At 70.8% G+C, this 22,455-nt stretch carries 20 protein-coding genes; 8 read left to right on the forward strand and 12 right to left on the reverse strand.

Features of this window, described 5'->3' with window-relative positions:
• Nucleotides 1-275 precede the first annotated feature (275 nt).
• Together ASG62_RS02905 and ASG62_RS02910 are read left to right on the forward strand one after the other, a co-directional pair.
• Complete coding sequence (locus tag ASG62_RS02905) at nt 276-2,078, forward strand: type I secretion system permease/ATPase (RefSeq protein WP_244487660.1); 1,803 nt, start codon at nt 276-278, stop codon at nt 2,076-2,078.
• Nucleotides 2,079-2,121: 43 nt separating this feature from the next.
• Nucleotides 2,122-3,528, forward strand: a complete 1,407-nt coding sequence (locus ASG62_RS02910; RefSeq protein ID WP_056697941.1) for an HlyD family type I secretion periplasmic adaptor subunit — start codon at nt 2,122-2,124, stop codon at nt 3,526-3,528.
• A 98-nt stretch (nt 3,529-3,626) separates the two neighbouring features.
• On the opposite strand, the gene ASG62_RS02915 is transcribed toward ASG62_RS02910, so the two are convergent.
• Entirely contained in the window at nt 3,627-3,935 is a 309-nt protein-coding gene (locus ASG62_RS02915) for a hypothetical protein (protein WP_056697944.1), read from the reverse strand.
• A gap of 88 nt (nt 3,936-4,023) precedes the next feature.
• Here ASG62_RS02915 and ASG62_RS02920 point away from each other — a divergent pair, with 88 nt between their 5' ends.
• Nucleotides 4,024-5,124 (forward strand): LacI family DNA-binding transcriptional regulator, encoded by a 1,101-nt coding sequence (locus ASG62_RS02920; protein ID WP_056697948.1) that lies wholly within the window; start codon nt 4,024-4,026, stop codon nt 5,122-5,124.
• A 99-nt stretch (nt 5,125-5,223) separates the two neighbouring features.
• On the opposite strand, the gene ASG62_RS02925 is transcribed toward ASG62_RS02920, so the two are convergent.
• The 7 genes from ASG62_RS02925 to ASG62_RS26160 all read right to left on the reverse strand — a co-directional run bounded on the left by ASG62_RS02925 (nt 5,224) and on the right by ASG62_RS26160 (nt 13,356).
• The gene (locus ASG62_RS02925) at nt 5,224-5,835 is read right to left on the reverse strand and encodes a hypothetical protein (protein WP_056697951.1); all 612 of its coding nucleotides are present in this window, start codon (nt 5,833-5,835) and stop codon (nt 5,224-5,226) included.
• Between the two features lie 247 nt (nt 5,836-6,082).
• Entirely contained in the window at nt 6,083-6,694 is a 612-nt protein-coding gene (locus ASG62_RS02930; protein WP_056697953.1) for a hypothetical protein, read from the reverse strand.
• A 1,563-nt stretch (nt 6,695-8,257) separates the two neighbouring features.
• Nucleotides 8,258-10,009: a gamma-glutamyltransferase gene (gene ggt, locus ASG62_RS02935; RefSeq protein WP_056697956.1), complete on the reverse strand. Its 1,752-nt coding sequence runs from the start codon at nt 10,007-10,009 to the stop codon at nt 8,258-8,260.
• 149 nt (nt 10,010-10,158) lie between these two features.
• Nucleotides 10,159-11,013: an inositol monophosphatase family protein gene (locus ASG62_RS02940; protein WP_200944750.1), complete on the reverse strand. Its 855-nt coding sequence runs from the start codon at nt 11,011-11,013 to the stop codon at nt 10,159-10,161.
• A complete protein-coding gene (locus ASG62_RS02945) occupies nt 11,010-11,966 on the reverse strand; it encodes a 1-phosphofructokinase family hexose kinase (protein ID WP_056697959.1) in 957 nt (318 codons plus the stop codon). The genes ASG62_RS02940 and ASG62_RS02945 overlap by 4 nt, the downstream gene beginning before the upstream one ends.
• 161 nt (nt 11,967-12,127) lie before the next feature.
• Nucleotides 12,128-13,084: a sulfonate ABC transporter substrate-binding protein gene (locus ASG62_RS02950; protein WP_056697964.1), complete on the reverse strand. Its 957-nt coding sequence runs from the start codon at nt 13,082-13,084 to the stop codon at nt 12,128-12,130.
• Nucleotides 13,085-13,182: 98 nt separating this feature from the next.
• Entirely contained in the window at nt 13,183-13,356 is a 174-nt protein-coding gene (locus ASG62_RS26160) for a hypothetical protein (protein WP_156381941.1), read from the reverse strand.
• Between the two features lie 266 nt (nt 13,357-13,622).
• Between ASG62_RS26160 and ASG62_RS02955 the strand changes: the two genes are divergently transcribed.
• The 3 genes from ASG62_RS02955 (at nt 13,623) to ASG62_RS02965 (ending at nt 15,571) form a co-directional block, all read left to right on the forward strand.
• A complete protein-coding gene (locus tag ASG62_RS02955; protein WP_056697966.1) occupies nt 13,623-14,732 on the forward strand; it encodes an NAD(P)H-dependent flavin oxidoreductase in 1,110 nt (369 codons plus the stop codon).
• A gap of 111 nt (nt 14,733-14,843) precedes the next feature.
• Nucleotides 14,844-15,170: a hypothetical protein gene (locus tag ASG62_RS02960; RefSeq protein WP_056697969.1), complete on the forward strand. Its 327-nt coding sequence runs from the start codon at nt 14,844-14,846 to the stop codon at nt 15,168-15,170.
• Between the two features lie 107 nt (nt 15,171-15,277).
• Nucleotides 15,278-15,571 (forward strand): hypothetical protein, encoded by a 294-nt coding sequence (locus ASG62_RS02965; RefSeq protein ID WP_156381942.1) that lies wholly within the window; start codon nt 15,278-15,280, stop codon nt 15,569-15,571.
• A gap of 48 nt (nt 15,572-15,619) precedes the next feature.
• Here ASG62_RS02965 and ASG62_RS02970 read toward each other — a convergent pair whose 3' ends face one another.
• Complete coding sequence (locus tag ASG62_RS02970; RefSeq protein WP_056697975.1) at nt 15,620-16,483, reverse strand: glycosyltransferase family 2 protein; 864 nt, start codon at nt 16,481-16,483, stop codon at nt 15,620-15,622.
• Nucleotides 16,465-18,543 (reverse strand): HAD-IIB family hydrolase, encoded by a 2,079-nt coding sequence (locus tag ASG62_RS02975; RefSeq protein WP_056697978.1) that lies wholly within the window; start codon nt 18,541-18,543, stop codon nt 16,465-16,467. Before ASG62_RS02975 ends, ASG62_RS02970 begins: the two co-directional genes overlap by 19 nt.
• A gap of 51 nt (nt 18,544-18,594) precedes the next feature.
• Between ASG62_RS02975 and ASG62_RS02980 the strand changes: the two genes are divergently transcribed.
• Both ASG62_RS02980 and ASG62_RS02985 read left to right on the forward strand, forming a co-directional pair.
• Entirely contained in the window at nt 18,595-19,668 is a 1,074-nt protein-coding gene (locus ASG62_RS02980) for a glycosyltransferase family 4 protein (RefSeq protein WP_244487661.1), read from the forward strand.
• On the forward strand, nt 19,668-20,867 hold the full coding sequence (locus ASG62_RS02985; RefSeq protein ID WP_056697982.1) for a glycosyltransferase family 4 protein: 1,200 nt from the start codon (nt 19,668-19,670) through the stop codon (nt 20,865-20,867). The genes ASG62_RS02980 and ASG62_RS02985 overlap by 1 nt, the downstream gene beginning before the upstream one ends.
• Here the strand turns inward: ASG62_RS02985 and ASG62_RS02990 are convergent.
• The gene (locus ASG62_RS02990) at nt 20,855-21,838 is read right to left on the reverse strand and encodes a hypothetical protein (RefSeq protein WP_244487662.1); all 984 of its coding nucleotides are present in this window, start codon (nt 21,836-21,838) and stop codon (nt 20,855-20,857) included. The two genes, ASG62_RS02985 and ASG62_RS02990, sit on opposite strands and share 13 nt — an antisense overlap.
• On the reverse strand, nt 21,835-22,452 hold the full coding sequence (locus ASG62_RS02995; RefSeq protein ID WP_056697986.1) for a glycosyltransferase family 29 protein: 618 nt from the start codon (nt 22,450-22,452) through the stop codon (nt 21,835-21,837). Before ASG62_RS02995 ends, ASG62_RS02990 begins: the two co-directional genes overlap by 4 nt.
• Nucleotides 22,453-22,455 lie beyond the last annotated feature (3 nt).

Genomic DNA, 22,455 nt, shown 5'->3' on the forward strand with positions numbered 1-22,455 from the left:
CCTCAGCCGGGGAACATGCTGCTTCGCCAGGGTCTTGAACGAGGCCGGCGCTCGGGGCGGCGGTGGCCGGCGCGCTGCCGGCACGGCGCATCCCGGCGAAGCGGCCATCGGATGCGCTCGCCGGATGGGGCGGGCGCGGGCATGGGCGCGAACGGGTTCGCCTCGGCGGGGCGTTCGCGCTAGGGTCGGCGAATCGCGGCGGTCGGGACCGGCGGGGATCGGGGCGGTGCCGGGGGGCGCGGGCCTTTGGAAGATCGCGGAGGGGCGAGGTCGACGTGACGCAATCGGGAGCCCAGACGACCGCGACGCTGAACGCCTATCTGTCGGTCTGCCGTAGCAATTTCATCTTCGTCGTCGTCTTCAGCTTCTTCATCAATCTCCTGATGTTCGTCAGTCCGCTCTACATGATCCAGGTCTACGACCGGGTCCTGGCGAGCCGCAACGAGACGACGCTCGTCATGGTGACGCTGCTGGCGGTCTCGCTCCTGGCGGTCTCGGCCGCGCTCGAGACGATCCGCTCGCGCATCCTGGTCCGCTCGGGCGCCAAGTTCGATCGCGTCGCCGGGCGCGACATCTTCGCGGCGGCCTTTCGCGGCCATCTGCGCACGCCGAACGGGCAGAACGCCCAGCCGATCCGCGACCTCGACACGCTGCGCGACTTCCTGACGGGCGGCGCGATCGTGACCTTCTGCGACGCGCCCTGGATGCCGCTCTTCCTCGCCGTCTGCTACATGATCCATGTCTGGATCGGCGCCATCGCCACGGTCGGCGCGGTCGCGATCCTCGGCCTTGCCCTCGCCAACGAGCTGGCGACGCGCCGGCATCTGAAGGCGGCCGCGACCCTTTCGATCGGCGCCGACCGATATGTCTCGACCTCGCTGCGCAATGCCGAGATCGTCCATGCGCTCGGCATGATGGGCGCCATCGTCGGGCGCTGGAGCGTGCTCCACGATCAGGCGCTGGGGCTTCAGGCGAAGGCCAGCGACCGCGCGGGCGTCCTCGTCTCGCTGTCGAAGTTCACGCGCCTCGTGCTGCAGGTCGCGATTCTGGGCGGCGGCGCCTATCTCGTCCTGGAGGCGGAGATCACGCCGGGCGCGATGATCGCCTCCTCCATCATCATGGGCCGCGCCCTGCAGCCGGTGGAAAGCGCGGTCGCGCAGTGGAAGAGCTTCATCGCCGCGCGCTCCGCCTATGGGCGTCTGCAGAGCCTCTTCGCCTCGCGGCCCCCCGAGGCCCCGCTCATGCACCTGCCGGAGCCGACCGGCGCGATCAGCCTGGAGCAGCTCGTCGTGGCGCCGCCGGGATCGCGCGTCGCGGTGCTGAAGGGCATCGACCTCGACATCCCGGCCGGCGCGATCGTCGGCATCGTCGGGCCGTCCGGCGCCGGCAAGTCGACGCTCGCGCGGGCGCTGACGGGCGTCTGGCCGCCGCTCTCCGGCCATGTCCGGCTCGACGGGGCCGATCTCGACAATTGGGACCCGGAGCGCCTCGGGCCGCATCTGGGCTATCTGCCGCAGGACGTGGAGCTCTTCGCCGGAACGATCGCCGAGAACATCGCGCGCTTTTCCGAGATCGATTCCGCCGCCGTCGTGGAGGCCGCGCGGAAGGCCGGCGTGCACGAGATGATCCTGCAGATGCCGGAGGGCTACAACACGCGGATCGGCGAGGCCGGGCGCTCGCTTTCGGGCGGCCAGCGGCAGCGCGTCGGGCTCGCCCGCGCGCTCTACGGCAATCCCCGGATCATCGTTCTCGACGAGCCCAATTCGAGCTTGGACAGCCAGGGCGAGATGGCGCTCGCCATGGCGCTCCGCACGGCCAAGGCGGAGGGGCGCACGGTCCTCGTCATCAGCCACCGCGCCGCGCTTCTGAACGAGGTGGACCGGCTCGCGGTCTTCTCCGGCGGGGTGCTGACGCTCTACGGGCCGACGCAGGCGGTGATGGAGCGGCTGAACGGCGGGCCGCCGCCGCCCCCGCCGGAGGCGCGGCCCCAGCCGAGGCCGGCGACGGCAACCCAGGCCCAGCCCCCGCCGACGATCTCGGTGGCGCCGGTCACGAAGATCACCCGGGCCGGCGCCTGAGCCGGGGGCTCCGCCGCCTGGACGAAGAGGGACATCGCCCGTCATGAGCACCGATCTTTCGCTGGGGGCCTTGACGCCCGGGCCGGTCGATCTCGCCCGCCGCCTTCCCGTCGCGACCAAGGGCCGGGCGCCGCAGGGGCGCGAGGCGCTCTCGGACGCGGTGACGGCGCCCGTCTCGGCGCGGGGCACGATCCTCGCCGGGCTTGCCATCGTCGCCACCACCTTCTTCGGCGCCGGCGTCTGGGCGACGACCGCGCCGCTCGCCAGCGCCGTGACGGCGCCGGGCACGGTCGTCTATGCCGGCAAGCGGCGGAGCGTGCAGCATCTGGAGGGCGGCATCGTGCGCACGCCCCATGTCCTGGAAGGGCAGGAGGTGAAGGAGGGCGACCTCCTCCTGACGCTCGACCCGACGCAGTCCGACGCCACGCTCGCGCGCATCCGCAACCAGCTCGACGTGCAGCTCGCGACCGAGGCTAGGCTCACCGCCGAGCAGCGGGGGCTGGAGACGATCGCCTTTCCCAAGGACCTTCTCGACCGGCGCGGCGAGGAGGCGGTCGACAAGGCGATGAGCGGCCAGACCCAGGAGTTCGACGAGCGGCGCAAGACCATCCTCGGCACGGTGGACCTTCTCGACCGGAAGGTCGGCCAGCTCGAGCGCACGATCGAGGGCCTGAAGGCCCAGCAGGATTCCAAGGAGCGCCAGGTCCAGCTGATCCGCGAGGAGCTGGGCTCGCTCCAGGGCCTTCTGCGCAAGGGCCTGACGAACAAGTCGCGGGTTCTGGAGCTGCAGCGGGGCGCCGCCCAGCTCGACGGCGACATCGGCGACATCGTCTCGCAGATCGGCCGCGCCGAGCAGCAGATTTCCGAGGCGCGGATGCAGACGCTGCAGGTGCGCCAGCAGTTTCGCGAGGATGTGGTGGCGCAGCTGCGCACCGCCGAATCCAAGGGCGCGGACCTCCAGCAGCAATATCTCGTGGCCAAAGACGTTCAGGGCCGCATGGACATCCGCGCGCCGCAGTCGGGCACCGTGCAGAATCTCGTCGCCACCACGGTCGGCGGCGTGATCGGGGCGGGGCAGCTCCTGATGGAGATCGCGCCGAAGAGCGGCGCCTTCCTGGTGGAGGCGCAGGTCTCGCCACTCGACATCGACAATGTCTCGATCGGGCAGGCGGCCGAGGTGCGCTTCTCCGCGCTCGACCTTCGCACCACGCCCGTCGTCATGGGCCGCGTCGTGTCGCGCTCGGGCGACCAGATCGAATCGCCGAACCGCGCGCCCTATTTCCGCGTCCAGGTGGAAACGCCGCCGGAGGAGATGAACAAGCTCGGCGGCCGCCAGCTCCAGGCCGGCATGCCCGCCGAAATCCTCATCCAGACGCGCGAGCGCACCTTGATGAACTACCTGACCAAGCCGCTGACCGACCAGCTGGCGCGGGGCATGAACGAGCCGTGAGAGAGCGGCGGCCGCTGGAAGGGTTCCGGGCAAAGCGATTGCGGGACGCCACCCGGCGTCCCGGCTCGCAGCAAGCCTATGGCCGGGGCGGGACCGGCTTAGTCCGGCCCGTTCCCGCGCAGGAGACGGCTGAGATGGGCGGGGCCGACCTCGTCGCTCGTGCCGTCCAACGCCTCATAGATCCGCTCCCGGTCCAGCCCCGCGTCGCGTAGAAGCCGCGGCGGGATGCGCGAGAGGGTGACGAGGTCGCGACGGTGCGCGCGGCGCTCGCGCCAGGTCCCCCAGCGGCCGAGCACGGGGTCGAGGCAATGCTTAAGCGGGACTAAGAGAAGTCGGGTCTTCGAGGAGATCACCACAGCATCGACCTCATAAATGAACCGGTTCACGCCTGACTTGAACCGGTTCATTTCACCCTTAGCTGTGTCTGTCAAGGCTGTTTGAACCCGTTCAAGTCCTGCGCTACGATGAGTCTTCGAAAACGGCGATCGGTGGCGCTTGAGCAGAACGGACCTTGTGAAGGCGCCGACCCTTGGCGACGTCGCCGCGGCGGCGGGCGTCTCGAAGGGAACGGCGTCCAACGTCTTCAACCGGCCGAAGCTGGTGCGCGAGGCCGTGCGCGTGCGCGTTCTGGAGGCGGCGCGGGAGATCGGCTATCGTGGGCCCGATCCCAAGGGTCGCATGTTGAGCGCGGGCCGGGCGAACGCCATCGGCATCGCGACGATGGAGCCGCTCGCCCATCTCTTCGAGGACCCCTTCGCCCGGCGCCTGATGGCGGCGATCTCAGAGGTCTGCCAGGAGGAGGGGGTGGGCCTGTCGCTGGTCTCGGCCATCGGCGAGGACGACCTCGCCTGGACGATGGACAGCGCGCTGGTGGACGGGTTCATTCTCTTCTGCATCACCGGGGCGAGGCGCCTGATCCGGCGATCGCGCGAGCGCCGGCTGCCCTTCGTCGCCCTCGATCTCGGAGACGGCGACGAGACGCTGCCGGCGGTCGGCATCGACAATGGGGACGGCGCGCGGCGCATTGCCCGCCATCTCCTCGATCTCGGCCATCGCCGCTTCGCCGTTCTCGCCATGGAACTGTCGATGGCGCGGCCAGGCGGCGGGGGAGAGGCGAGGGATGCGGCGGAAGGCGGCGATGTCGAGTACCATGCCGCGCGCCATCGTCTGGTCGGAACGCTCCATGTGCTCGCGGAGGCGGGCATCGAGGCATCGGCCGTTCCCGTCTTCGAGACGACGGGGGACGAGGCGAGCGTTCACGCGGCGCTGGAGACGCTCTTCTCCGCTCCCGTCCGTCCGACGGCGATCGTCGCGCAGTCCGACCTCATCGCCTTGATCGCCCTCTCCTGGCTGGCGGCGAAGGGCGTCGCGGTGCCGGGCGCGGTGTCCGTCACGGGCTTCGACGGGATACCGGAAGGCGCCCTCAGCGATCCGCCGCTGACCACCATGGCCCAGCCCATCGCCGAGATCGGCCGCCGCGCGGTTCGCCTTCTTCTCGACGCCACCTCTTCCGCCCCCGACGCGCCCGCCCGCCAGGAGCGCCTGCACGCCGAACTCATCGTCCGCGGCTCGTCGGGACCGGTCGCTGCAGACTGAAACCGACGCGGCCGGCGTCGTCACGGCGGGTGAGCGTCGCGGCGTGCGTTTTCCGGCGCGAGCCCATCGGGTCGCCGCGCGCGAAGCATCCGCCGTCGCTCAGACCTTCAGCGTCCACTTCCAGCGCTGGCCGAGCGGCAGCTTCTTGCGCGCTTCGAGGCGACGTTCGCGAAAGCTCGGCTTGGGCCGTTTGGGGCCGGTCTCCGATGCGGTCTCCGCCGCCGTCTCTGCCATGGGGTCGTCGGGCGCCGCCGGGACCTCGTGAGTGACGACGGTGTCGTGCGCGGCGAGGGCGGCGGGCGTCTCGTCCGTGTCCGGCTCGGCGTCCTGCATCCAGATCTCGCGGGACCAGTCGCGCGGCGCCGTCGATGCCGGTGCGGGCTTCGGGGCCGCTGCCGCGGTGCCGGCCTTGCGCGGGCGGCCGCGGGGGCGGGGCGGCGGGGCGGAGACTTCCAGGATCTCCGGCTCGGCGATCGCGATCGGCTCGGCCCGCGCTTCCAGAATGCGCGCCCTGGCGACGGGCGCGGCGCTCGCCGGCTCGCTCGGGCGCGACGTCCGTTGCTCGGGCGCGGCTTCCTCGAGGTCGTTCGCCTCCACGAGGCTGCGCATCGTGCGGCCGGCGGAGCCGGACCAGATCGAGACCGGTGCGTCCGTTGCGGATCGGGTGCGGCGCTTGTGTTCGACCACGAACGACTTCGGCGGGCGTTTCATATCATCCTGGTGTGGCGTGCGGTGAAAGACGGTCAGCCCAACTGCACCCGTCCCGCAAAGGCGAACCGGCTGCGCCGTCCCCGTGTCGGTGCTCGTGACGGGGCGGCGATGGCTGTGAAGACCCGTCGTTCTTATGTCATCCGACGTAAGATGGAAATCGTCTTCTCGCCTCGAGCGGTGAACCCCGCCGGCGCCCGCGAAACGATCGCCGCCGGACGTCGGTCCCTCTAAGAGCCAGCGCCGCGGCTCAGAGCTCGGGCGCGCCGGTCTCGCGCATGCTGTCGCGGATGGGGGCGATGTCGATGACTTCGAGGTCGCGCGCGGCCGGGAGGATCAAGGTGCCGTTCGAGCCGACCTGAAGCTCGCCGAGCGTCTGGCGCGTGGAGGCGGGGGCGAGGGCGGAAGCAATCATGCGGTCGCGCTCGCCGTCCTCGGTGGCGGCCGAGATCGGCCCAGCGGCAGGGGCGGCAGCGGCAGGGGCCGTCTCGGGAAGCGCCGCGATCTCGATCGCCTCGGCCCCGCCATCCGCATCGTCCACGATCGCACCCGCCGGCACGGGCGCCGCCTCGGGCGTCCGGGCCGCCTGCGCCGACAGGACGGGCGGGGTCGTCGGGATCGGCGCCGGGGCGCTGGCGAGGGCGGGCGTGCGGGCCGAGCGGTTCGACGCATGCGGCGGCGCGGGCGGCAGGGGCAGGACGGCGACGGGCGCGGCGAGCGAGGCCGCCGACAGATCGGACGAACCGGCCGCGGCTTCGGTCTGCGCGGGCGAGTAGCCGAAGAGACCGTCCGCATCGCTCATCGAGGAACAACCGGACAGGAGCGCTGCGGCGGCGAGAGCGAAGGCGAGATGTCGGGTCATGATGGTCTTTCGAAACGGCACCGAGATCGTCTCTAACGCTCGGGAAACGACAGGACTGTTACGCATAGGCCACAGGTCGTCTTAATCCAGACGTCATAGTCGAACGATCAGGCGATACCAAGGCAGGCATGCATCGTCGGCTCTTCTCTCGATCGTCTCGGCGGAAACGCTCGATCCAGTGCACGATTCCAAGATGTGGCGGCTTGAGCTTTCTCGGCGCCTCGGAGAACGTTCTTTAGACTGATCGACTCGCTGGACATACTTGGCGAACCCTGCGGAATCTTGGGGCATCAAGGAGGCCGGGAGCAACGGGACAGCCGAGGTCGGATCGCCGGGGGATCACGACTGTCGTGCCGGGTTACGGGGGTGAACGGTTTCTGTCGGTGGAGCCGTACGGCACAGCGATGTATCGGCCGCGCGGTGCCGCACCGCCTCGGGACACGACCGCCTCGCTCACCCAGACGTGATGGTCGTGTCAGCCGTTTCGGGCGGGGATGACGGTTGTCTCGGCCGATCGGAAGAGGGGTTCTTCTCCCCTGCGGGGAGAAGGTCGCGGCAGCGGGATGAGGGGGCGGCGCCCGAGGCGGCGCGGCGTCCTGTCCGCGATGGCATGCCCCTCATCGGCCTGCCGGCCACTTCTCCCCGCAGGGGAGAAGAAGCCATGTTCGGAGGGGTTGGCTCGCTTGGTCCGGCGGTTTGCCGGGCCGGCCTTTGCGGGAGGCACCCCCTCTGTCCTCCCGAGCCTTTGTCGAGGGGCGGGCATCTCCCTCGCAATTAGGGAGATCGGCCGTTTCGGGCGGGGATGACGGCCGTCTCGGCCGATCAAAAAGGGATTCTTCTCCCCTGCGGGGAGAAGGTCGCGGCAGCGGGATGAGGGGACGGCGCCCGAGGGCGGCGCGGCGTCCTGTAAGGGATGGCATGCCCCTCATCGGCCTGCCGGCCACTTCTCCCCGCAGGGGAGAAGAAGCCACGTTCTGAGAGGTTGGCTCGCTTGGTCGGGCGGTTTGCCGGGCTGACCTTCGCGGGAGGCACCTCCCTCTGTTCTCCCGAGCCTTTGTCGAGGGGCGGGCATCTCCCCCGCGAGGAGGGAGATCGGCCGTTCGGGCGGGGATGACGGTGGTCTCGGCTGATCAAAAAGGGGTTCTTCTCCCCTGCGGGGAGAAGGTCGCGGCAGCGGGATGAGGGGGCGGCGCCCGAGGCGGCGCGGCGTCCTGTAAGGGATGGCATGCCCCTCATCGGCCTGCCGGCCACTTCTCCCCGCAGGGGAGAAGAAGCCATGTTCGGAGAGGTTGGATCGCTTGGTTCGGCGGTTTTCCGGGCTGACCTTCGCGGGAGGCACCCCCCTCTGTCCTGCCGGACATCTCCCCCGCAAGGAGGGAGATCGGCAGCTCTGCGGACGGATCAGAATCTGGAAATGCCGGCAACGAGACTGATCTCTCCCCTTGCGGGGGAGATGCCGGCAGGCAGAGGGGGGTGCCTCGCGCCGCCCTCGAACCCCCCGCCTCCTCAGCCCCAACCGCCAGACAGGCCGCTTCCCCCTACGAAGCCGCACTCACCTTGCGCTCAATAGCCGAGGGCCTTGCCGGCGGTGGCGCGGCTGTCGATGGCGCCGTAGTAGCGCGCGGGGGCCGTGCCGGCGTCGATCTCGGCAAGGCTCCGGCCGCCGACGAGGATGCCGGCGGCTTCGCCCCAGATCGTCCAGTCGGGATCGATGCCGATGTCGTAGCCCATGCCGGCGAGGATCTTCAGCGTATCGGGCGAGAGGGCGTAGGGCTCCATGAAGACCTTGTCGGGCAGCCATTGGTGGTGGATGCGCGGCGCGTCGATCGCCTCCTGCAGGTTCATGCCGTGGTCGATCACGTTGAGGATGGCTTCGAGCGTGATGGTGATGATGCGCGAGCCGCCGGGACTGCCGATGACCATGAAGGGCTTGCCGTTTCGCGAGACGATGGTCGGGCTCATCGAGGAGAGCGGCGACTTCCTCGGCTCCACCGCGTTCGCTTCGCCCTGCACGAGCCCGTAGAGATTGGGCACGCCGGGCTTGATGGTGAAGTCGTCCATCTCGTTGTTGAGAAGGATGCCCGTGCCGGGCGCGACGACGGCGGCGCCGAAGGAGCCGTTCAGCGTGTAGGTGACGGCGACCGCGTTGCCCTCGTCGTCGACGATCGAATAATGCGTCGTCTCCGTGGATTCGCCGAAGCCCTTGGGCATCAGAGCCTGGCTGACGCCCGCTTTGTAGGGATCGATCCGGGCGCGGATTTCCTTCGCGTACTCTTTGCTCAGCAGCTTCTCGGTCGGGTTGGCGACGAAGTCGGGATCGCCGAGCGAGGCGTTGCGGTCGACGAAGGCATGGCGCATGGCCTCGACCATCAGCCGCGTCGTCTCGGCCGAGCCGTGGCCGAGATAGGCGAGCGGATAGGCTTCGAGAATGTTCAGGATCTCGCAGATGATCACGCCGCCGGAAGAGGGCGGCGGCGAGGAGACGATGGCGAAGCCGCGATAGTCGCACTCGACGGGCTTCAGCTCGCGGACCTTGTACTGCTCGAAATCGGCCTTCGCCAGGATGCCGCCCTTGGCCGCGCTCGCCGCGACGATCCTGTCCGCGATGTCGCCTCTGTAGAAGGCGTCCACCCCGGTCTCGGCGATGGCACGGAGCGAGGCGGCGAGATCGGGCTGCTTCAGCACCGTTCCGAGCGCCAGGGGCTGGCCGTCCTTCAGAAAGATCGCGGCGGCCGCCTCGTCCTTGGCGAGCCTTTCGTTTCCGTCCGCGAAGGAGGCGACGTCGCCGGGTTCGAGCGCGAAGCCCTCCGTCGCCAGACGGATGGCGGGCGCCAGAAGCGCCTCGCGCGGGCGCGTGCCATAGGCCTCGCGCGCGGCCTCGAACCCCGCGACGGAGCCGGGCACGCCGACCGCCAGATAGCCCTCGGTGCTGGCGTCGGGCAGCGGATTGCCATCCTTGTCCAGATACATCGTCTTCGTCGCGGCGAGCGGGGCGCGCTCGCGGAAGTCGAGGAAGGTCGTGCGCCCGTCCTTCAGGCGGATGGTCATGAAGCCGCCGCCGCCGAGATTGCCGGCGGTCGGATAGACCACCGCCAGCGCGTAGCCGACCGCCACCGCCGCATCCACCGCGTTGCCGCCGCTTTTCAGCACCTCGATACCGACGTCGGAGGCCAGATGCTGCGCGGTGACGACCATGCCGTGCTCGCCCTCGGCCGGCGCCGGGGAGGCGGCGAAGGCGGGCCGGAGCGGCAGGCTGCCCAGCGCCAGTGACAGGATCAGGACCAGCGCAAGTCCCGGACGCGCTTTCGGCTGCATGGCGGTTCTCCCCCGAGGATGCTTCCGTCCGATCGGCCCTCCCGGCGCTGGGGCCCTTGCCGATCCGAATCATCGGCAAGGGTGATCCATTTTGCTCGCAGGCGCCATCCGTCGTCCCGCCCGGCCCCGCGGGATTCGCGCGCATGGCGTCAGGCGAGCGTCAGCCGGGAGAGCGCCTCCGCCACGGTCCGGTCGCCGATGGCGAGCGGCCGGCGCCAGGCGGGGCCGGGGGCGTCGACCGGCCCGAACCCGGCGAAATCGGCCCATTCGCCGTCCGGCGCCTTGGTCAGGACCGTCGCCTTGGCGGCTTCGAGAAGCGGGATGCCGCCCGCGACGTCCCAGGCGTTCGGCGCGTCGAAGCGGGCGCCGGCCAGAAGCCCCGCCGCGACGAAGGCGCATTCGATGGCCGCCGAGCCGCTCTGGCGCGCCTCGAAGCCGATCTCGGCGCCGGCGGGAACGCGGGGCAGGCCGACGATGCGGCGCCGCACCGCCTTGCGGTCGACGCCGGCGATCGGCTGCTGATCGAAGGCGAGGAGGCCGCCGGACCGGGCGTGATAGACGCCGGAGCGGAGCGCATGGCTGGTCGAGCACCAGACGGCCCCCACGACCGGCCGCCCCCGGTAGGCGACGCCGATCGAGGCGGCGAAGAGCGGATAGCCGTTGACGAAGTTCGTCGTGCCGTCGACGGGATCGATGATCCAGACGAAGTCGGACGCGCCGACGCGCACCGGCTCGTCCTCCTCGCCGATGATGCCGTGGTCCGGAAACCGCTCGGAAAGCTGGTCGCGGATGAGACGCTCGACGGACTGGTCGATCTCCGAGACGGGGTCGCGATAGACCGCCTCCTCGGCGGCATCCAGCATCTTGTAGCGCACGGCGAGCGTGCGGCCGAGCGAGGCGGCGATCTGCGCGCCCGCGAGCTGCGCCATCTCCACCGCAAGGGCCTCGATGGCGGCGAGGTCGAGGGCTTCCAGCTCGGCGGGCTCGATATGGGGAAGGATCACGGCGTCACCTCCTCGATCTCGACGAGACCGGCGAGAACCTCGATATCCTCCAGCCGTCCCGTGCCGCGACCGGCCCGCGTGACGTTCATCGCGCCGGCGGCCGTGGCGAGGCGCAGGGCGTCGGGCCCGTCCAGACCAAGCGAGGTCGCGACCGCCAGCGCCGCCGTCATGGAATCGCCGGCGCCCGTGTGGTCGCGGGGATGGACCTGCGGACCGCGTGCCTCGAAGAAGCGGTCGCCGTATCGCGCGAGCGAGCCGGCCCCGGCGCGCGAGACCACGATATTGTCCGCCCGGCCGCGCAGCCGCTCCATGGCTTTCAGGATTTCCTCGCGGCTGTCGTCCTCCGCGATCCCGGCTTCCTGCAGCTCCTCGTGGCTGACCTTCAGCACGGTCAGCCCGCCTTCGACCGCTTCGAGGAGCGGGCCGGCGATATCGGCGACGACCTTCACCGAATTGGCGCCGAGATCCTTGGCAATGCGCGTGTAGAAGTCGAAGGGCACCACCTGCTCCGGCGGCAGGCCGGTCAGGACCACCGTGCCGCAGCGCAGGGATTCGGCGAGGATGGCGTTGTAGAGATCGTCGGTCTCGTGGCGGTCGAGACTGTGCGGCGGGACGGTCGCGATGCGTTCGCGCGTGCCCTCGCGGCGGTCGTCGACATAGGAGCCGTTGGCGCCCCGGACCGCGACGGCGCGAAGCTCGATCCCCTCGGCCGCCACCAGCGCCTCCAGAACCGTCCGCGCCTCGCCGCCGAAGGGGCCGACGAGTCTCGCCCGGCCGCCGAGGCCGAGGATCATGCGCGCCACCCAGATGGCCTGGCCGCCCGCGTGGAAATACATGTCGTCGGCGCCGTTCGTGTGCCGCTCGATCGTGACGGTGAGGAGCGGCCAGGGCGCGAAGACGCAGATGCCGCCGTCCTGCGGCGGGGAGGAGGGAAGGTGGATCGGTGGCGACATGAGGCTTCCACGGTTCATCGGATCGATGGTTCGCGAGCCTAACGTTTCGATCCCCGCCTCCGCTCCCGGCGGGACCGCCTTTCCTCGGGGAGCGGCGTCGCGCCCCGGGAGGGATCACCCGAAAGGCCCCGCGCATCCGCGGGGCCTTTCGGGGCGGGCCTTCAGCTGGCGGGTGCGGTCCAGACGACGTCGGAGACCTTGATCGGCGCCGGGATGAGGCCGAGCTTGGCGAAGCGGTCGGCGACCTTCTGCTGGCTGGCGACGAGATCGGGCGTCACGGGCGTCACCGTGAACTCGCCGCGCTCGGCCGTCCGCTCCTGCACGGCCACGGGCACGCCGGTCGCCTCCGACAAAGCCTCGGCCACCTTGTCGCGGTTCGCCTCCGCCCAGGCGCCGGCTTGCCCGAGCGCGCCGATCGCCTGGGTGACGATCTCGGGATGGGCCTTGGTGAAGGTGCCGTTGGCGAGGAAGTAGGAGCCGGTCTTGTCGAGGATCTCCGGCCCGGTCGCGAGGATGCGCGCCCCCCAGTTCAGCTCCGCTCCCGCATAGAACGGGTCCCAGATCGACCAGGCGTCGACCGCGCCGGTGGAGAAGGCGGCGCCCGCATCGGCGGGGCTGAGATAGACCGGCGTCACGTCGTCATAAGAGAGGCCGACCTTTTCCAGGGCGGCGATCGCGACATTGTGGGCGCTGGAGCCCTTGGTGAAGGCGAGCTTGTGGCCCTTCAGATCGGCCAGCGTCTTCAGCTCGCTGTCCTTCTGGACGAGGATCGCGCTGTTGCGGCCCTTGGAGGGGAGGGCGGCGACGTAGAGGAGATCGGCGCCGGCGGCCTGGGCGAAGATCGGCGGGCTGTCGCCGGTCGTGCCGAAGTCGATCGAGCCGACGTTCAGCGCCTCGAGCAGCGGCGGCCCCGCCTGGAACTCGATCCAGTTGACCTTGATGCCCTCGTCGGCGAGCGCCTTCTCGATCAGCTGCTGCTGCCGGGCGACGACGAGGACGCCGTTCTTCTGGAAGCCGACATTGAACTCCTTCAGCGGCTCAGCCTTGGCCGGCGCGCCGAGCGAGAGGGCGAGCGCGAAGACCGCGGTTGCGGCGGCGAGACGGAATCGGAACGACATCGAAATGTCCTCATGGCTTCGCCGGTCCGCTCGGGCGGAGCGGCGGCTTCGGGTTGGGATCGGGTCGGTTTTCAGAAAAAGGGCGGCGGGCGGTGCCGTCAGCCGGCGCCGGAGGCATGGCCGAAGCCCGACAGGGCCTCGGCGAAGAGACGGTCGCCGGACACGGCGGGCTTTGGATCACGGGCTTTCGCCCTGGCGCCGACGAGAGCCTCGATCGCGTCGAGACGCAGGAGACGCAGGAAGCGCGCCGGGCGGCGGAGGAGTTCGAGCATGGCCTTGGCCTTTCCGGTCGGATGGTCTGAGGCTGATGGCCCATCCTACGATCAATCTACCGCCGCTGTAGAGTGATCCCGCGACCTGATTTGGCGCCGATGCGGGAACGATCTTCCTCCCGAGGGGCCTTGAGAGGATTTTTCGTCGGCCTCCGCGCCCGAGACCCCTCGCAAGTTCGGCCGGGATCATGCCCGCTCCGAGCGACATTCACAGCGGCCGGCGCACGGTCTACGGTCGGGCCATCGCTTGCTCACGGGATGCCCCGATGCCCTCCTCCCTCCTCGGCCGGCTCGGCCTGTCGCTTCCCCTGATCCAGGCGCCGATGGCCGGGGTCTCGACGCCGGCGCTGGCGGCGGCCGTGTCGAATGCCGGCGCTCTCGGCTCGCTCGGCATCGGGGCGAGCGATGCGGCGGGGGCGCGGGCGATGATCGAGGACCTGCGCTCGCGCACCGATCGCGCCTTCCAGGTCAATCTCTTCGTCCACGCGCGTGCCGAGGCCGACCCGGCGCGGGAGGCGGCCTGGCTCGGCGCGCTGGCGCCGGTTTTCGCGGAGTTCGAGGCCGAGCCGCCCCCGGCGCTCCGCACGATCTATCGCAGCTTCGCCGAGGATGCCGAGATGCTGGCGCTCCTCCTGGAGCTCGCGCCGCCCGTCGTCAGCTTCCATTTCGGCCTGCCCCCGCAGGAGGCGATCGCGGCGCTGAAGGCGCGGGGCGTCTGTCTCATGGCGACCGCGACGAGCCTTGCGGAGGCGCGGGCGATCGAGGCCGCCGGGATCGACGCCGTCGTGGCGCAGGGGATCGAGGCCGGCGGCCATCGCGGCATGTTCGATCCGCAGGCACCCGACGACGCGCTGGGCACGATGGCCCTGACGCGCCTTCTCGTGCGCAGCACCGGCCTTCCGGTCGTCGCGGCCGGCGGCATCATGGACGGGGCGGGCATCGCGGCGGCGCTCGATCTCGGCGCGGCCGCAGCCCAGCTCGGCACCGCCTTCATCGCCTGCCCCGAATCCTCGGCGGACGCGGCCTACCGGTCGGCACTCGCCGGCCCCGGCGCCCATCACACGGTTCTGACGCCGCTCGTCTCCGGGCGGCTCGCCCGCTCGCTCGCCAACCGCTTCACCGCGCTGGCCCCGATGCTCGCGGGCTACGCGACGCCGGACTATCCGCGCGCCTACGATGCCGGCAAGGCGCTCCATGCGGTGGCCAAGGCGAAGGGCGAGCCCGGTTTCGGCGCGCAATGGGCGGGCCAGGGCGCGCCGCTCGCCCGCGCCATGCCGGCGGCGGCCCTCGTGGAGACGCTGCGCGCGGAGCTTCTCGCCTGCCGCGGCCGGCGGGACGGCGAGGCGCCGGACCCGGTGGCGGCGAGCTTTCCATAGGCCGCACGGCTTGACCCGCGCCGCGCCTTCGCCGCATCAGTCGCGGCAAGAGCGAAGAGAGAACCGACGGAACCGTATATGGGCGGGCCGGGCGGGCGAGGAGTTGCGGGAATGGCGCGCAAGATCAGGGATGCCAGCTGGCTGACGGAGGAGACGGCGGAGGCGGCGCCGGCCGAGCCCTGCTGGCTTTGCGGGCGGCCGCTCGGCAAGACCGTCGACCGGTTCCATCCGATCCCGAAAAGCCGGGGCGGGCGCGACACCGTTCCCGTCCATCCCATCTGCCGCGAGACGATCGACGCCAATTTCTCGGCGAGCGAACTCGTGCGCCACGCGCAGAACGACATTCCCCTCACCGACAACGAGACCGTCGCGCGCTTCGTGAAATGGGTCTCCGGCAAGCCCGCCGACTTCCACTCCGCGACGAAGGCGGGGCGCTAGAGGCCGGGGCGGCTCGCGCCGAGACCGGGCAGGGGCCCGAGCCGCACCTTGCGTTCGGCGCGCGGATGGACGCAGCGTCTCGCCGAGACGAAGAGACGGGGACGGACATGACGAGACTGCGCAGCGGCTCACGGATGGCGGGCGGCCCGATGGGCTTTCTCGTCGCGGCCGAAACGACGATCGGCGGCAAGATCACGCTGCCGCCCGACCGCTATCTCGGCACGGTCGCCTGGAAGGAGACGCTGGGGCGGGCGGGCTTCGAGCGGGGCAAGAAGCGCTACAAGCTGGAGCTTCCCGCCGAGGACGCCATGCGCTGGGGCGGCGATCCCGTGACCGGCGGCCCCACCTGCCTCATCGACATCACCGACGAGGTCGCCTCCGGCGAGATCAAGACGCTCTGACGGACGGCCTGCCCCTCCGGGGCATGACCATACCAAACCTCGTCATGCTTAGCTGAAGAGCGTCTCGCCGCCCCGGCGGCAGGCCGCGATCTCGGCGGCGTCGGGCCTTCGGCGGACCGCGATGGCGCGGCTGTCCTCGTTCCAGCCGATCAGGCCGGCATCGCGGAACTGGCCGAGCCAGTAGGTCATGCACCAGCGGCCGTGGCGCTCGTGAAACAGAGCGGCGTTGCGAAGGATCGCGTCGAACTGGTGCAGCGGCGGGATGGAGACGGCGTGGTGCTGGTGGTAGCTGCGCGCGTGCGCCGTCCAGAAGAAGGGCAGGCCGGAGGCGGAGAGGCGTACGGCGAAATCGGTCTCCTCGCCACCATAGCCGGCGAAGGCCTCGTCCATGCCGCCGATGCCCAGATAGCGCCGCTTCGGCAGGGCGAAGGAGAGGCCCCAGAGTTCGCCCGCATCCATCTCGCGCCGGACGCCCCGATCCGGCACGGCGGGCTTGGACGGATGGACCCGGCCGAGCCGGTCGAGCCTGTCATAGTCGAGCACCGGTCCGACCGCGCCTTCCGGCAGGTAGAGAACCTCGCCGAGGAAGAGCCCCTCGCGCTCGGCGGCGGCTCCCGCATAGGCCTCGACGAGGCTCGGCGAGGCGATGCAGTCGACGTCGAGGAAGACGAGAAGATCGCTTTGCGCCGCCTCCGCCGCGCGGTTTCGGGCGGCCGCGAGCGGCATCGGCTCGCCCGCCACGTGGATGTGGCGCACGGGGCAGCCGGGATCGGGCAGCGCTTCCTCGCGCGTCTCCTGCATCCAGGCGATCACGAGTTCGGCCGGGCGCCGGGTCTGCCGGGAGAGGCCGAGCATGAGATGGCGCAGATGGTCGCCGCGGCCCCGGACGAGCGTCAGGACACTGGCTTGCATGCCGCCGCCGCCAGAGCCCGTTCGCGAAAGTGGTGCACGCCCTCGATGATGCCGAGCGCATGGGTGCGGCGCGCGACGTAGGAATGCGAGAGCGCGGGCAGACCCGCCAGATCGTCGGAGAAATTGGCGACGATGATCGCCTGGGGAATGGTGCGCAGCATCTCGATGTCGTTGCCGCTGTCTCCGGCGACGAAGACCGCGTCCTCGCCGAGCCCGTAATGCTTCCGCACGAAGGCGACGGCGGTGCCCTTGGAGGCGCGCAGGGGCAGGATGTCGAGATAGCGCCCGTGGCTGTGGATCACCGAGCAGCGCAGGCCCGCCAGCTCCAGCGCCGCCTGGATGCGGCGCACGGTGCCGGGGCTGCCGTCGCTGAAATAGCTCAGCTTGTGCGAGCGCTGCTCCAGCGGCGCCTGCGGCAGGATGCCGGCCACCGTCGCCAGAGCCTCGCGCGCGGCCTCCCGGTTCCAGTTGCGCGAGACGACGGCGCGCCAGTCGCGGTCCTGGCTGTAGGTCGTGCCGTTGGCGTCGAGATGGTAGATTTCCGAGCCGACGGAGGTGATCATGACCTGCGGGCGCGGCGCGTCCTGCTGCTCCAGGATCGCCATCGCGCTGTGGAAGGAGCGCCCGGTCGCGACGCCGAAGGCGAGCCCGTCCTGTTCCTTGCGCCATTCGCCGAAGGTGCGGATCGCGTCGGAACAGCCGACCAGCGTGTTGTCGATGTCGCTGATGAGAAGCTGCTTCGGGTCCGCCGCCGGCGGCACGCGGTCGAGAAGCTGGCCGAGAAGGCCGTGATAGCGCCCGGCATGGCGCGTCCAGTCGTAGGCCCCGGCGGCCTTCGCGCCGGCCTTGGCGTAGCGATCCCAGAGCGCGGGATCGCCGAGAATGCGCAAGGCCGCCGCCACGAGCGCGTCGGGCGAACGCGGATCGACGAGAATGCCGTTGCCGCACATCTCGATAATGTCGTTGGGCCCGCCGGAATCGGTGGCGATCAGCGGCAGGCCGACGGCGGCGGCCTCCAGCAGCGTCAGGCCGAAGGGCTCGTTCAGCGCCGTGTTGACGAAGACGCCCCGGCGCTCGCGCGCATAGGCGTAGATCGCCGGCACCTCTTCCGGGCGATGGGTCTTCGGATAGGCGACGGAGCCGTAGAGATCGTAGCGGTCGATGAGATGGAGAAGCTCGCCCACCGTCTCGGCCATGTCGCCGTCGAGATCGGCATAGTCCTCGCGCGTGCCGGCCACGATCACGAGATTGGCGGCGCGGCGCAGGTCCGGCGAGGTGCCGAAGGCCGTGACGAGGGCGGCGAGGTTCTTCTTGCGCACGGGTCGGGCGAGCGCCAGGAGCGTCGGCTTGGACGAGTCGGTCAGGAAACGGTCGATCGAGGCGTCAACGTTCGGGCAGGTCCGCGCGCCGGCGAAGCGCTGGAGGTCGCTGCCCGGCGGCAGAATGCGGATATGGCCGGGCTCATAGGCCTCGTAGCCCGCCCACTGCACCTCCGCCTCGTCGCGCGAGGAGGCGATGACGAGCGAGGCGCGCGACAGGGCCGTCTCCTCGCTGGCGATCCGCTCGTCGAGCCCGGCGACACCGGCCGCATCGGCGCCGAGCGCCTCGCGCTTCACCCGGCCGAGCGAATGGGCGGTGAAGACGAAGGGAATGCCGAGCCGGTCCTCCACCATCGCCGCGACGACGGCGGCATCGGCATAATGGGCGTGGATGACGTCGGGGCGCCGGTCCTCGGCCTTTATGAAGGCGATCAGCGCCTCGGCGAAGCTGGGAACCTCGCCGTGCATCTCCTCCTTCTCCAGGTAGGAGGCCGAGCGCGTGTCCAGCCGGACGATCTCGATCTTCTCGCCCACCCTTTCGAAGGGCTCGGCATAGTCGCTGCCCAGGCGCCCTGAAAAGCGGCGGGTCGCGATGACGATGCGCCGCGTTGCCGCGTCGCGCGCCGAAGCCTCGACCAGATCGAGCAGGTATCGGATATGACCACCCGTATCGGCGGTGACGCCGTACTCGACGTTCCTGGCACGAAGACAGCCCTGAAGAGCGATATGGAGCACGAACATGCAGACTCCTGACACGGCTCGACGCGGCACCTTTGCGGCGGAACATCGGCCATGACCGGCAGCTTTACGCCGCCGGACGGCAGTATTGTTCGCGTCGCTCAGGTCGCGCCTACAATCTTTCCCGTCCCGCCCGAAGATCACGGCGGCACGGAAAGAGTCATTCACGACCTGTCGGTCGCTCTCTTAAACCTGGGAGTCCAGGTAACGCTCTTCGCGCCGTCTGACAGTGCGACAGATGTAACACGCATCGGATCGCTGCCGAGTTTGGTTGGGCTGGAAAAGATCTATGGCCGTGTGCCGCCGTCGATTCCGGCCGTGCTGGAGGCCGCGCGCATGGAGGACCTGCGCCGGAACCTTCCCGCCTTCGACATCGTCCACTGCCACGGCGAGTTCTTCCACGCGGCGCTTCTCGGCGAGCGGCGGCGCCACAGCCTGACGACGATCCACTGGCGCGTCGACGAGCTCGACCGCGAGCTGTTCTTTCGGACCTTCCCCGACCTGCCGGTGGCGGCGATCTCGGCCTCGCAGGGCGCGCAGCTGCCCGCCTCCAATCTGGCCGGCATGGTGCATCACGGGATCGAGCGCGACCGCTACCGCTTCTCGGCGGGGCCCTGCACCCATCTCGCCTTCATCGGCCGGATGACCGACCAGAAGCGGCCGGACACCGCGATCCGCGTCGCGGCGGCGGCGGGCCGCGAGATCCGCCTCGCCGGCACGATCGACGTCGGCAACCCCCTCTACTTCGAGCGCGAGGTGCGCCCGCTCCTGTCGGAGAGCGCGGTCTATGTCGGCCCGCTCGGCGACCGCGCCAAGGGCGAGCTTCTGGCCGGCGCCGAGGCCCTGCTCTTTCCCGTGGACTGGCCGGAGCCCTTCGGCCTCGTGATGATCGAGGCCATGGCCTCGGGCACGCCGGTCATCGCCTGGGACCGCGGGTCGGTGTCCGAGGTGGTGGAGAACGGCGTCACCGGCTTCGTCGTGCGCTCGGAGGCCGAGGCGGTGGAGGCGATCGGCCGGCTCGGCTCGATCGACCGGGCGGGCGTGCGCCGCCGCTTCGAGGAGCGCTTCACCTCCGAGCGCATGGCGCGGGACTATCTCGCGCTCTACCGCCGGCTTCTGGAGGCCTGATGCGCACGGCGCTCCTCACCTACGACTACCCGCCCTGGCCGAGCGGCCTCTCCACCGCCGCCCGCGAGATCGCGGAAGGGCTGACCGAAGCCGGCGCGGACGTCACCGTCTTCACGCTCGGCCATCGGAGGCAGGAGACGGAAGGGCCGATCGCGATCCTCGGCTGCGCGCCGGCACCGGCCGGGCGCCTTGCCGCCTTGCGCCGATGGGGCAGCGTCGGCCATCTCGCCGCGCCCATCGCCTTTCGAAACGCGGTCCTGGCCGAGCATCGCCGCCGGCCCTTCGCCGTGGTGGAGGCGACCAACTGGTATGCGCCCGCCTCGGCCCTCGCCTTTCGCGCGCCGATGGCGCTGGTCACGCGCAACTCGACCCCCGCCGCCTTCTCGCGCGACCCCGCCACCACGCTCCGGGACCGGCTCGACCAGGCCGCCGCCGACCGGCTGGAGCGCGCCCAGGCGCGGGCGAGCGACGGGCTGATCTCCAACACGGCCGACCACGCCCGCCGCATCGCCGCCGAATACGGCCTTGCCGAAGGCGGCCAGCCCGATTCCGTGCCCCACGCGATCATCGGCCTCAGCCTGCCGCCCGAGGTGATCCGGCGCGGGCGCGAGGCGGCCTATCCGGCCGGCGGCGCGGGCCTTCGCCTGCTCTTCGTCGGGCGGGCCGAGCACCGCAAGGGCTTCGATGCGCTGATGGCGGCGATGGCGATCCTCTCGGCGGAGGCCGATGCCGGGCGCCTTCCGCCCTTCGAACTCCGCCTCGCCGGCGTCGACGAGGCCGCCCTGCCGGACGATCTGTGTGCTGCAGCGCGGCGGCGGCTCCGGCCGCTCGGGGCGGTTTCCGATGCGGATCTCGCCGCCGAATATGCCGGCGCCCATGCCGTCGTCGCGCCCTCGCGCTACGAAAGCTTCGGGCTCGTCTATCAGGAAGCCATCGCCTATGGCCGGCCGATCGTCGCCTCCGCCGAGGATGCGAGCGCGCGGGCCTTCGTGGGGGATACCGGCGCGGGGCTTCTCGCCGCGAAGACCACCGGCGCGGCGCTGGCCGAGGCGCTTCGGCCGGTCCTTCTCGACCCCGCCGTTCGGGCCCGGCTGCGCGAACGGGCCGGGCTTGCCGCCGGTCGCTTCACGCGGCAGACGCTGGGGCAGGAGACGCTCGCGCTCTACGAGGCCGCGATCGAGAGGTATCAGCAGCGATAGGGCCGCAGGAGAAGCTCGGCTTCCTCCAGGCGCCCGCCGCCGGGCGCCATCGCCTCGTAGCGCTGCGAGCGCGCCTCGACATGGGCGCGGCCGAGATGGTGGAGGATCGCGCCGTGGCCGGCGACGAGGCTCTCCTGCCAGGGGCGCTCCGGCCGCTCGTGGACGCGGCCGGCATAGCGGACCGATCGATGGTTCAGCCGGTATTGCGTGTCTGGGAAGAGATCGGAGAGGACGCCATCCACGAGATTGCGCCGGGGCAGGCCGATGGAGCGCACGCCCGAGGCTTCCGCCAGCTCGACGAGCGCGCCGAAGAGCCGGCCCGTCTCCGGCGCCAGCGTCTCGTCGGCATCGAGCTGGAGCATCCAGCCGTGGCGGGCCAGATCCCGCAGCGCGTTGCGCTGGCCCGCGAAATCTCCGGCCAGCGGCCGTGCTGCCAGCCGCACGGGCGGGGCGCCGAAGCTCTCCACCACCTGCGGGGCGGCGAGATCGGCGTCGGCGAGAACCACGATATCGTCGGTCCAGGCCGCATGGGGGGCGAGGGTCGCAAGCACGCGGTCGATCTCCTCCGGGCGGCAGAGAATGCCGAGCGAGACCGGCGCCGGCCCCTGCGCCAGATCGAAGAGGCGGGCGGAGGCGGCCAGCGGCGCGTGCGGCTGGCGCAGCGCCCGCGCCTGCGCCTCGCCCTCCGGCTCGACGCCGCGCCGCTTCAGCGTCGCGGCGGTGCGCAGCGTGTAGATGTCGAGCCCATAGAGCGCGTCCTCGTCGAGGGTGAAGCCGTCGTCGTCGAGCGAGCCGAGGAGATGGGTCCGCACGGACCCAGGCTCGGCCTCCTCCGCCAGAGCCAAGCCGCAGAAGGCGCAGGCGAGCGGAAAGCGGCGCGCGCGGCCGGACGGATAGACGAGATGCCGCCCGCTCGGCCCGATCGCGCGCGCCTCGCAGAGCGGGCAGCGGATGGCGGACGGCCCGCTCAAGCGGACAACGGCTCGTCGAGCGGATGGAGATCGAGACGCCCGGCCTTGCGGAGGGCCTCGAAATGGGCCCGCTCGCCCTGCCAGTGGTGGCCGCTCCAGCCGGCGAAGCCGAAGCCGTAGAGGCCGACCCGCGTGGAGGCGGGGAGGGCGGACAGGACATGGAGCGCGACGAGAAAGCCCGTGCTCGGCACGGCATAGGGCCGGTCCCGCGTCCGCAGGATCGCCTCGGCCTTGCGATGCACGTCGAACGGCAGGATCGTCATGCTGCTCCCGAGCGGCCCCAGCCGCGCCTCGGCCTCCGCGGTCCAGCAGCGCCCGTCCGCGTCCGGGTCTTCGAGAGGTCCCGCCTTGCGGGCGAAGGGAAACAGGATGCTTCCGGCGGCGCGGACGACGGGCCGGCTGATGAAGCCGGGATCGTCCAGCCATTCGCGCATCTGGCCGCCATGATTGACGAGGGCGAGATGCGTCACGCGGCGCCCGGCATGCGCGCCGAAGCCGCTCGCATTGTTGAAGCGCACGACCCAATCCGCCGCATCGATCCGCCCGCCCTGATCCGCCATGTCGGGCGCGTTGCCGACGATCGCGATGGATCGCGGCGTCAATCTCTCTGTCATGTT

Source organism: Aureimonas sp. Leaf427 (genome assembly GCF_001425485.1).
Lineage (GTDB): Bacteria > Pseudomonadota > Alphaproteobacteria > Rhizobiales > Rhizobiaceae > Plantimonas.

Excerpts from the sequence above, each read along its gene's own strand:
- ASG62_RS02910 (WP_056697941.1), top strand. The coding sequence starts at position 2,122 with ATGAGCACCGATCTTTCGCTGGGGGCCTTGACGCCCGGGCCGGTCGAT.
- ASG62_RS02915 (WP_056697944.1), bottom strand. The coding sequence starts at position 3,935 with ATGAACCGGTTCAAGTCAGGCGTGAACCGGTTCATTTATGAGGTCGAT.
- ASG62_RS02925 (WP_056697951.1), bottom strand. The coding sequence starts at position 5,835 with ATGAAACGCCCGCCGAAGTCGTTCGTGGTCGAACACAAGCGCCGCACC.
- ASG62_RS02930 (WP_056697953.1), bottom strand. The coding sequence starts at position 6,694 with ATGACCCGACATCTCGCCTTCGCTCTCGCCGCCGCAGCGCTCCTGTCC.
- ggt (WP_056697956.1), bottom strand. The coding sequence starts at position 10,009 with ATGCAGCCGAAAGCGCGTCCGGGACTTGCGCTGGTCCTGATCCTGTCA.
- ASG62_RS02945 (WP_056697959.1), bottom strand. The coding sequence starts at position 11,966 with ATGTCGCCACCGATCCACCTTCCCTCCTCCCCGCCGCAGGACGGCGGC.
- ASG62_RS02950 (WP_056697964.1), bottom strand. The coding sequence starts at position 13,084 with ATGTCGTTCCGATTCCGTCTCGCCGCCGCAACCGCGGTCTTCGCGCTC.
- ASG62_RS26160 (WP_156381941.1), bottom strand. The coding sequence starts at position 13,356 with ATGCTCGAACTCCTCCGCCGCCCGGCGCGCTTCCTGCGTCTCCTGCGT.
- ASG62_RS02955 (WP_056697966.1), top strand. The coding sequence starts at position 13,623 with ATGCCCTCCTCCCTCCTCGGCCGGCTCGGCCTGTCGCTTCCCCTGATC.
- ASG62_RS02960 (WP_056697969.1), top strand. The coding sequence starts at position 14,844 with ATGGCGCGCAAGATCAGGGATGCCAGCTGGCTGACGGAGGAGACGGCG.
- ASG62_RS02965 (WP_156381942.1), top strand. The coding sequence starts at position 15,278 with ATGACGAGACTGCGCAGCGGCTCACGGATGGCGGGCGGCCCGATGGGC.
- ASG62_RS02970 (WP_056697975.1), bottom strand. The coding sequence starts at position 16,483 with ATGCAAGCCAGTGTCCTGACGCTCGTCCGGGGCCGCGGCGACCATCTG.
- ASG62_RS02975 (WP_056697978.1), bottom strand. The coding sequence starts at position 18,543 with ATGTTCGTGCTCCATATCGCTCTTCAGGGCTGTCTTCGTGCCAGGAAC.
- ASG62_RS02980 (WP_244487661.1), top strand. The coding sequence starts at position 18,595 with ATGACCGGCAGCTTTACGCCGCCGGACGGCAGTATTGTTCGCGTCGCT.
- ASG62_RS02985 (WP_056697982.1), top strand. The coding sequence starts at position 19,668 with ATGCGCACGGCGCTCCTCACCTACGACTACCCGCCCTGGCCGAGCGGC.
- ASG62_RS02995 (WP_056697986.1), bottom strand. The coding sequence starts at position 22,452 with ATGACAGAGAGATTGACGCCGCGATCCATCGCGATCGTCGGCAACGCG.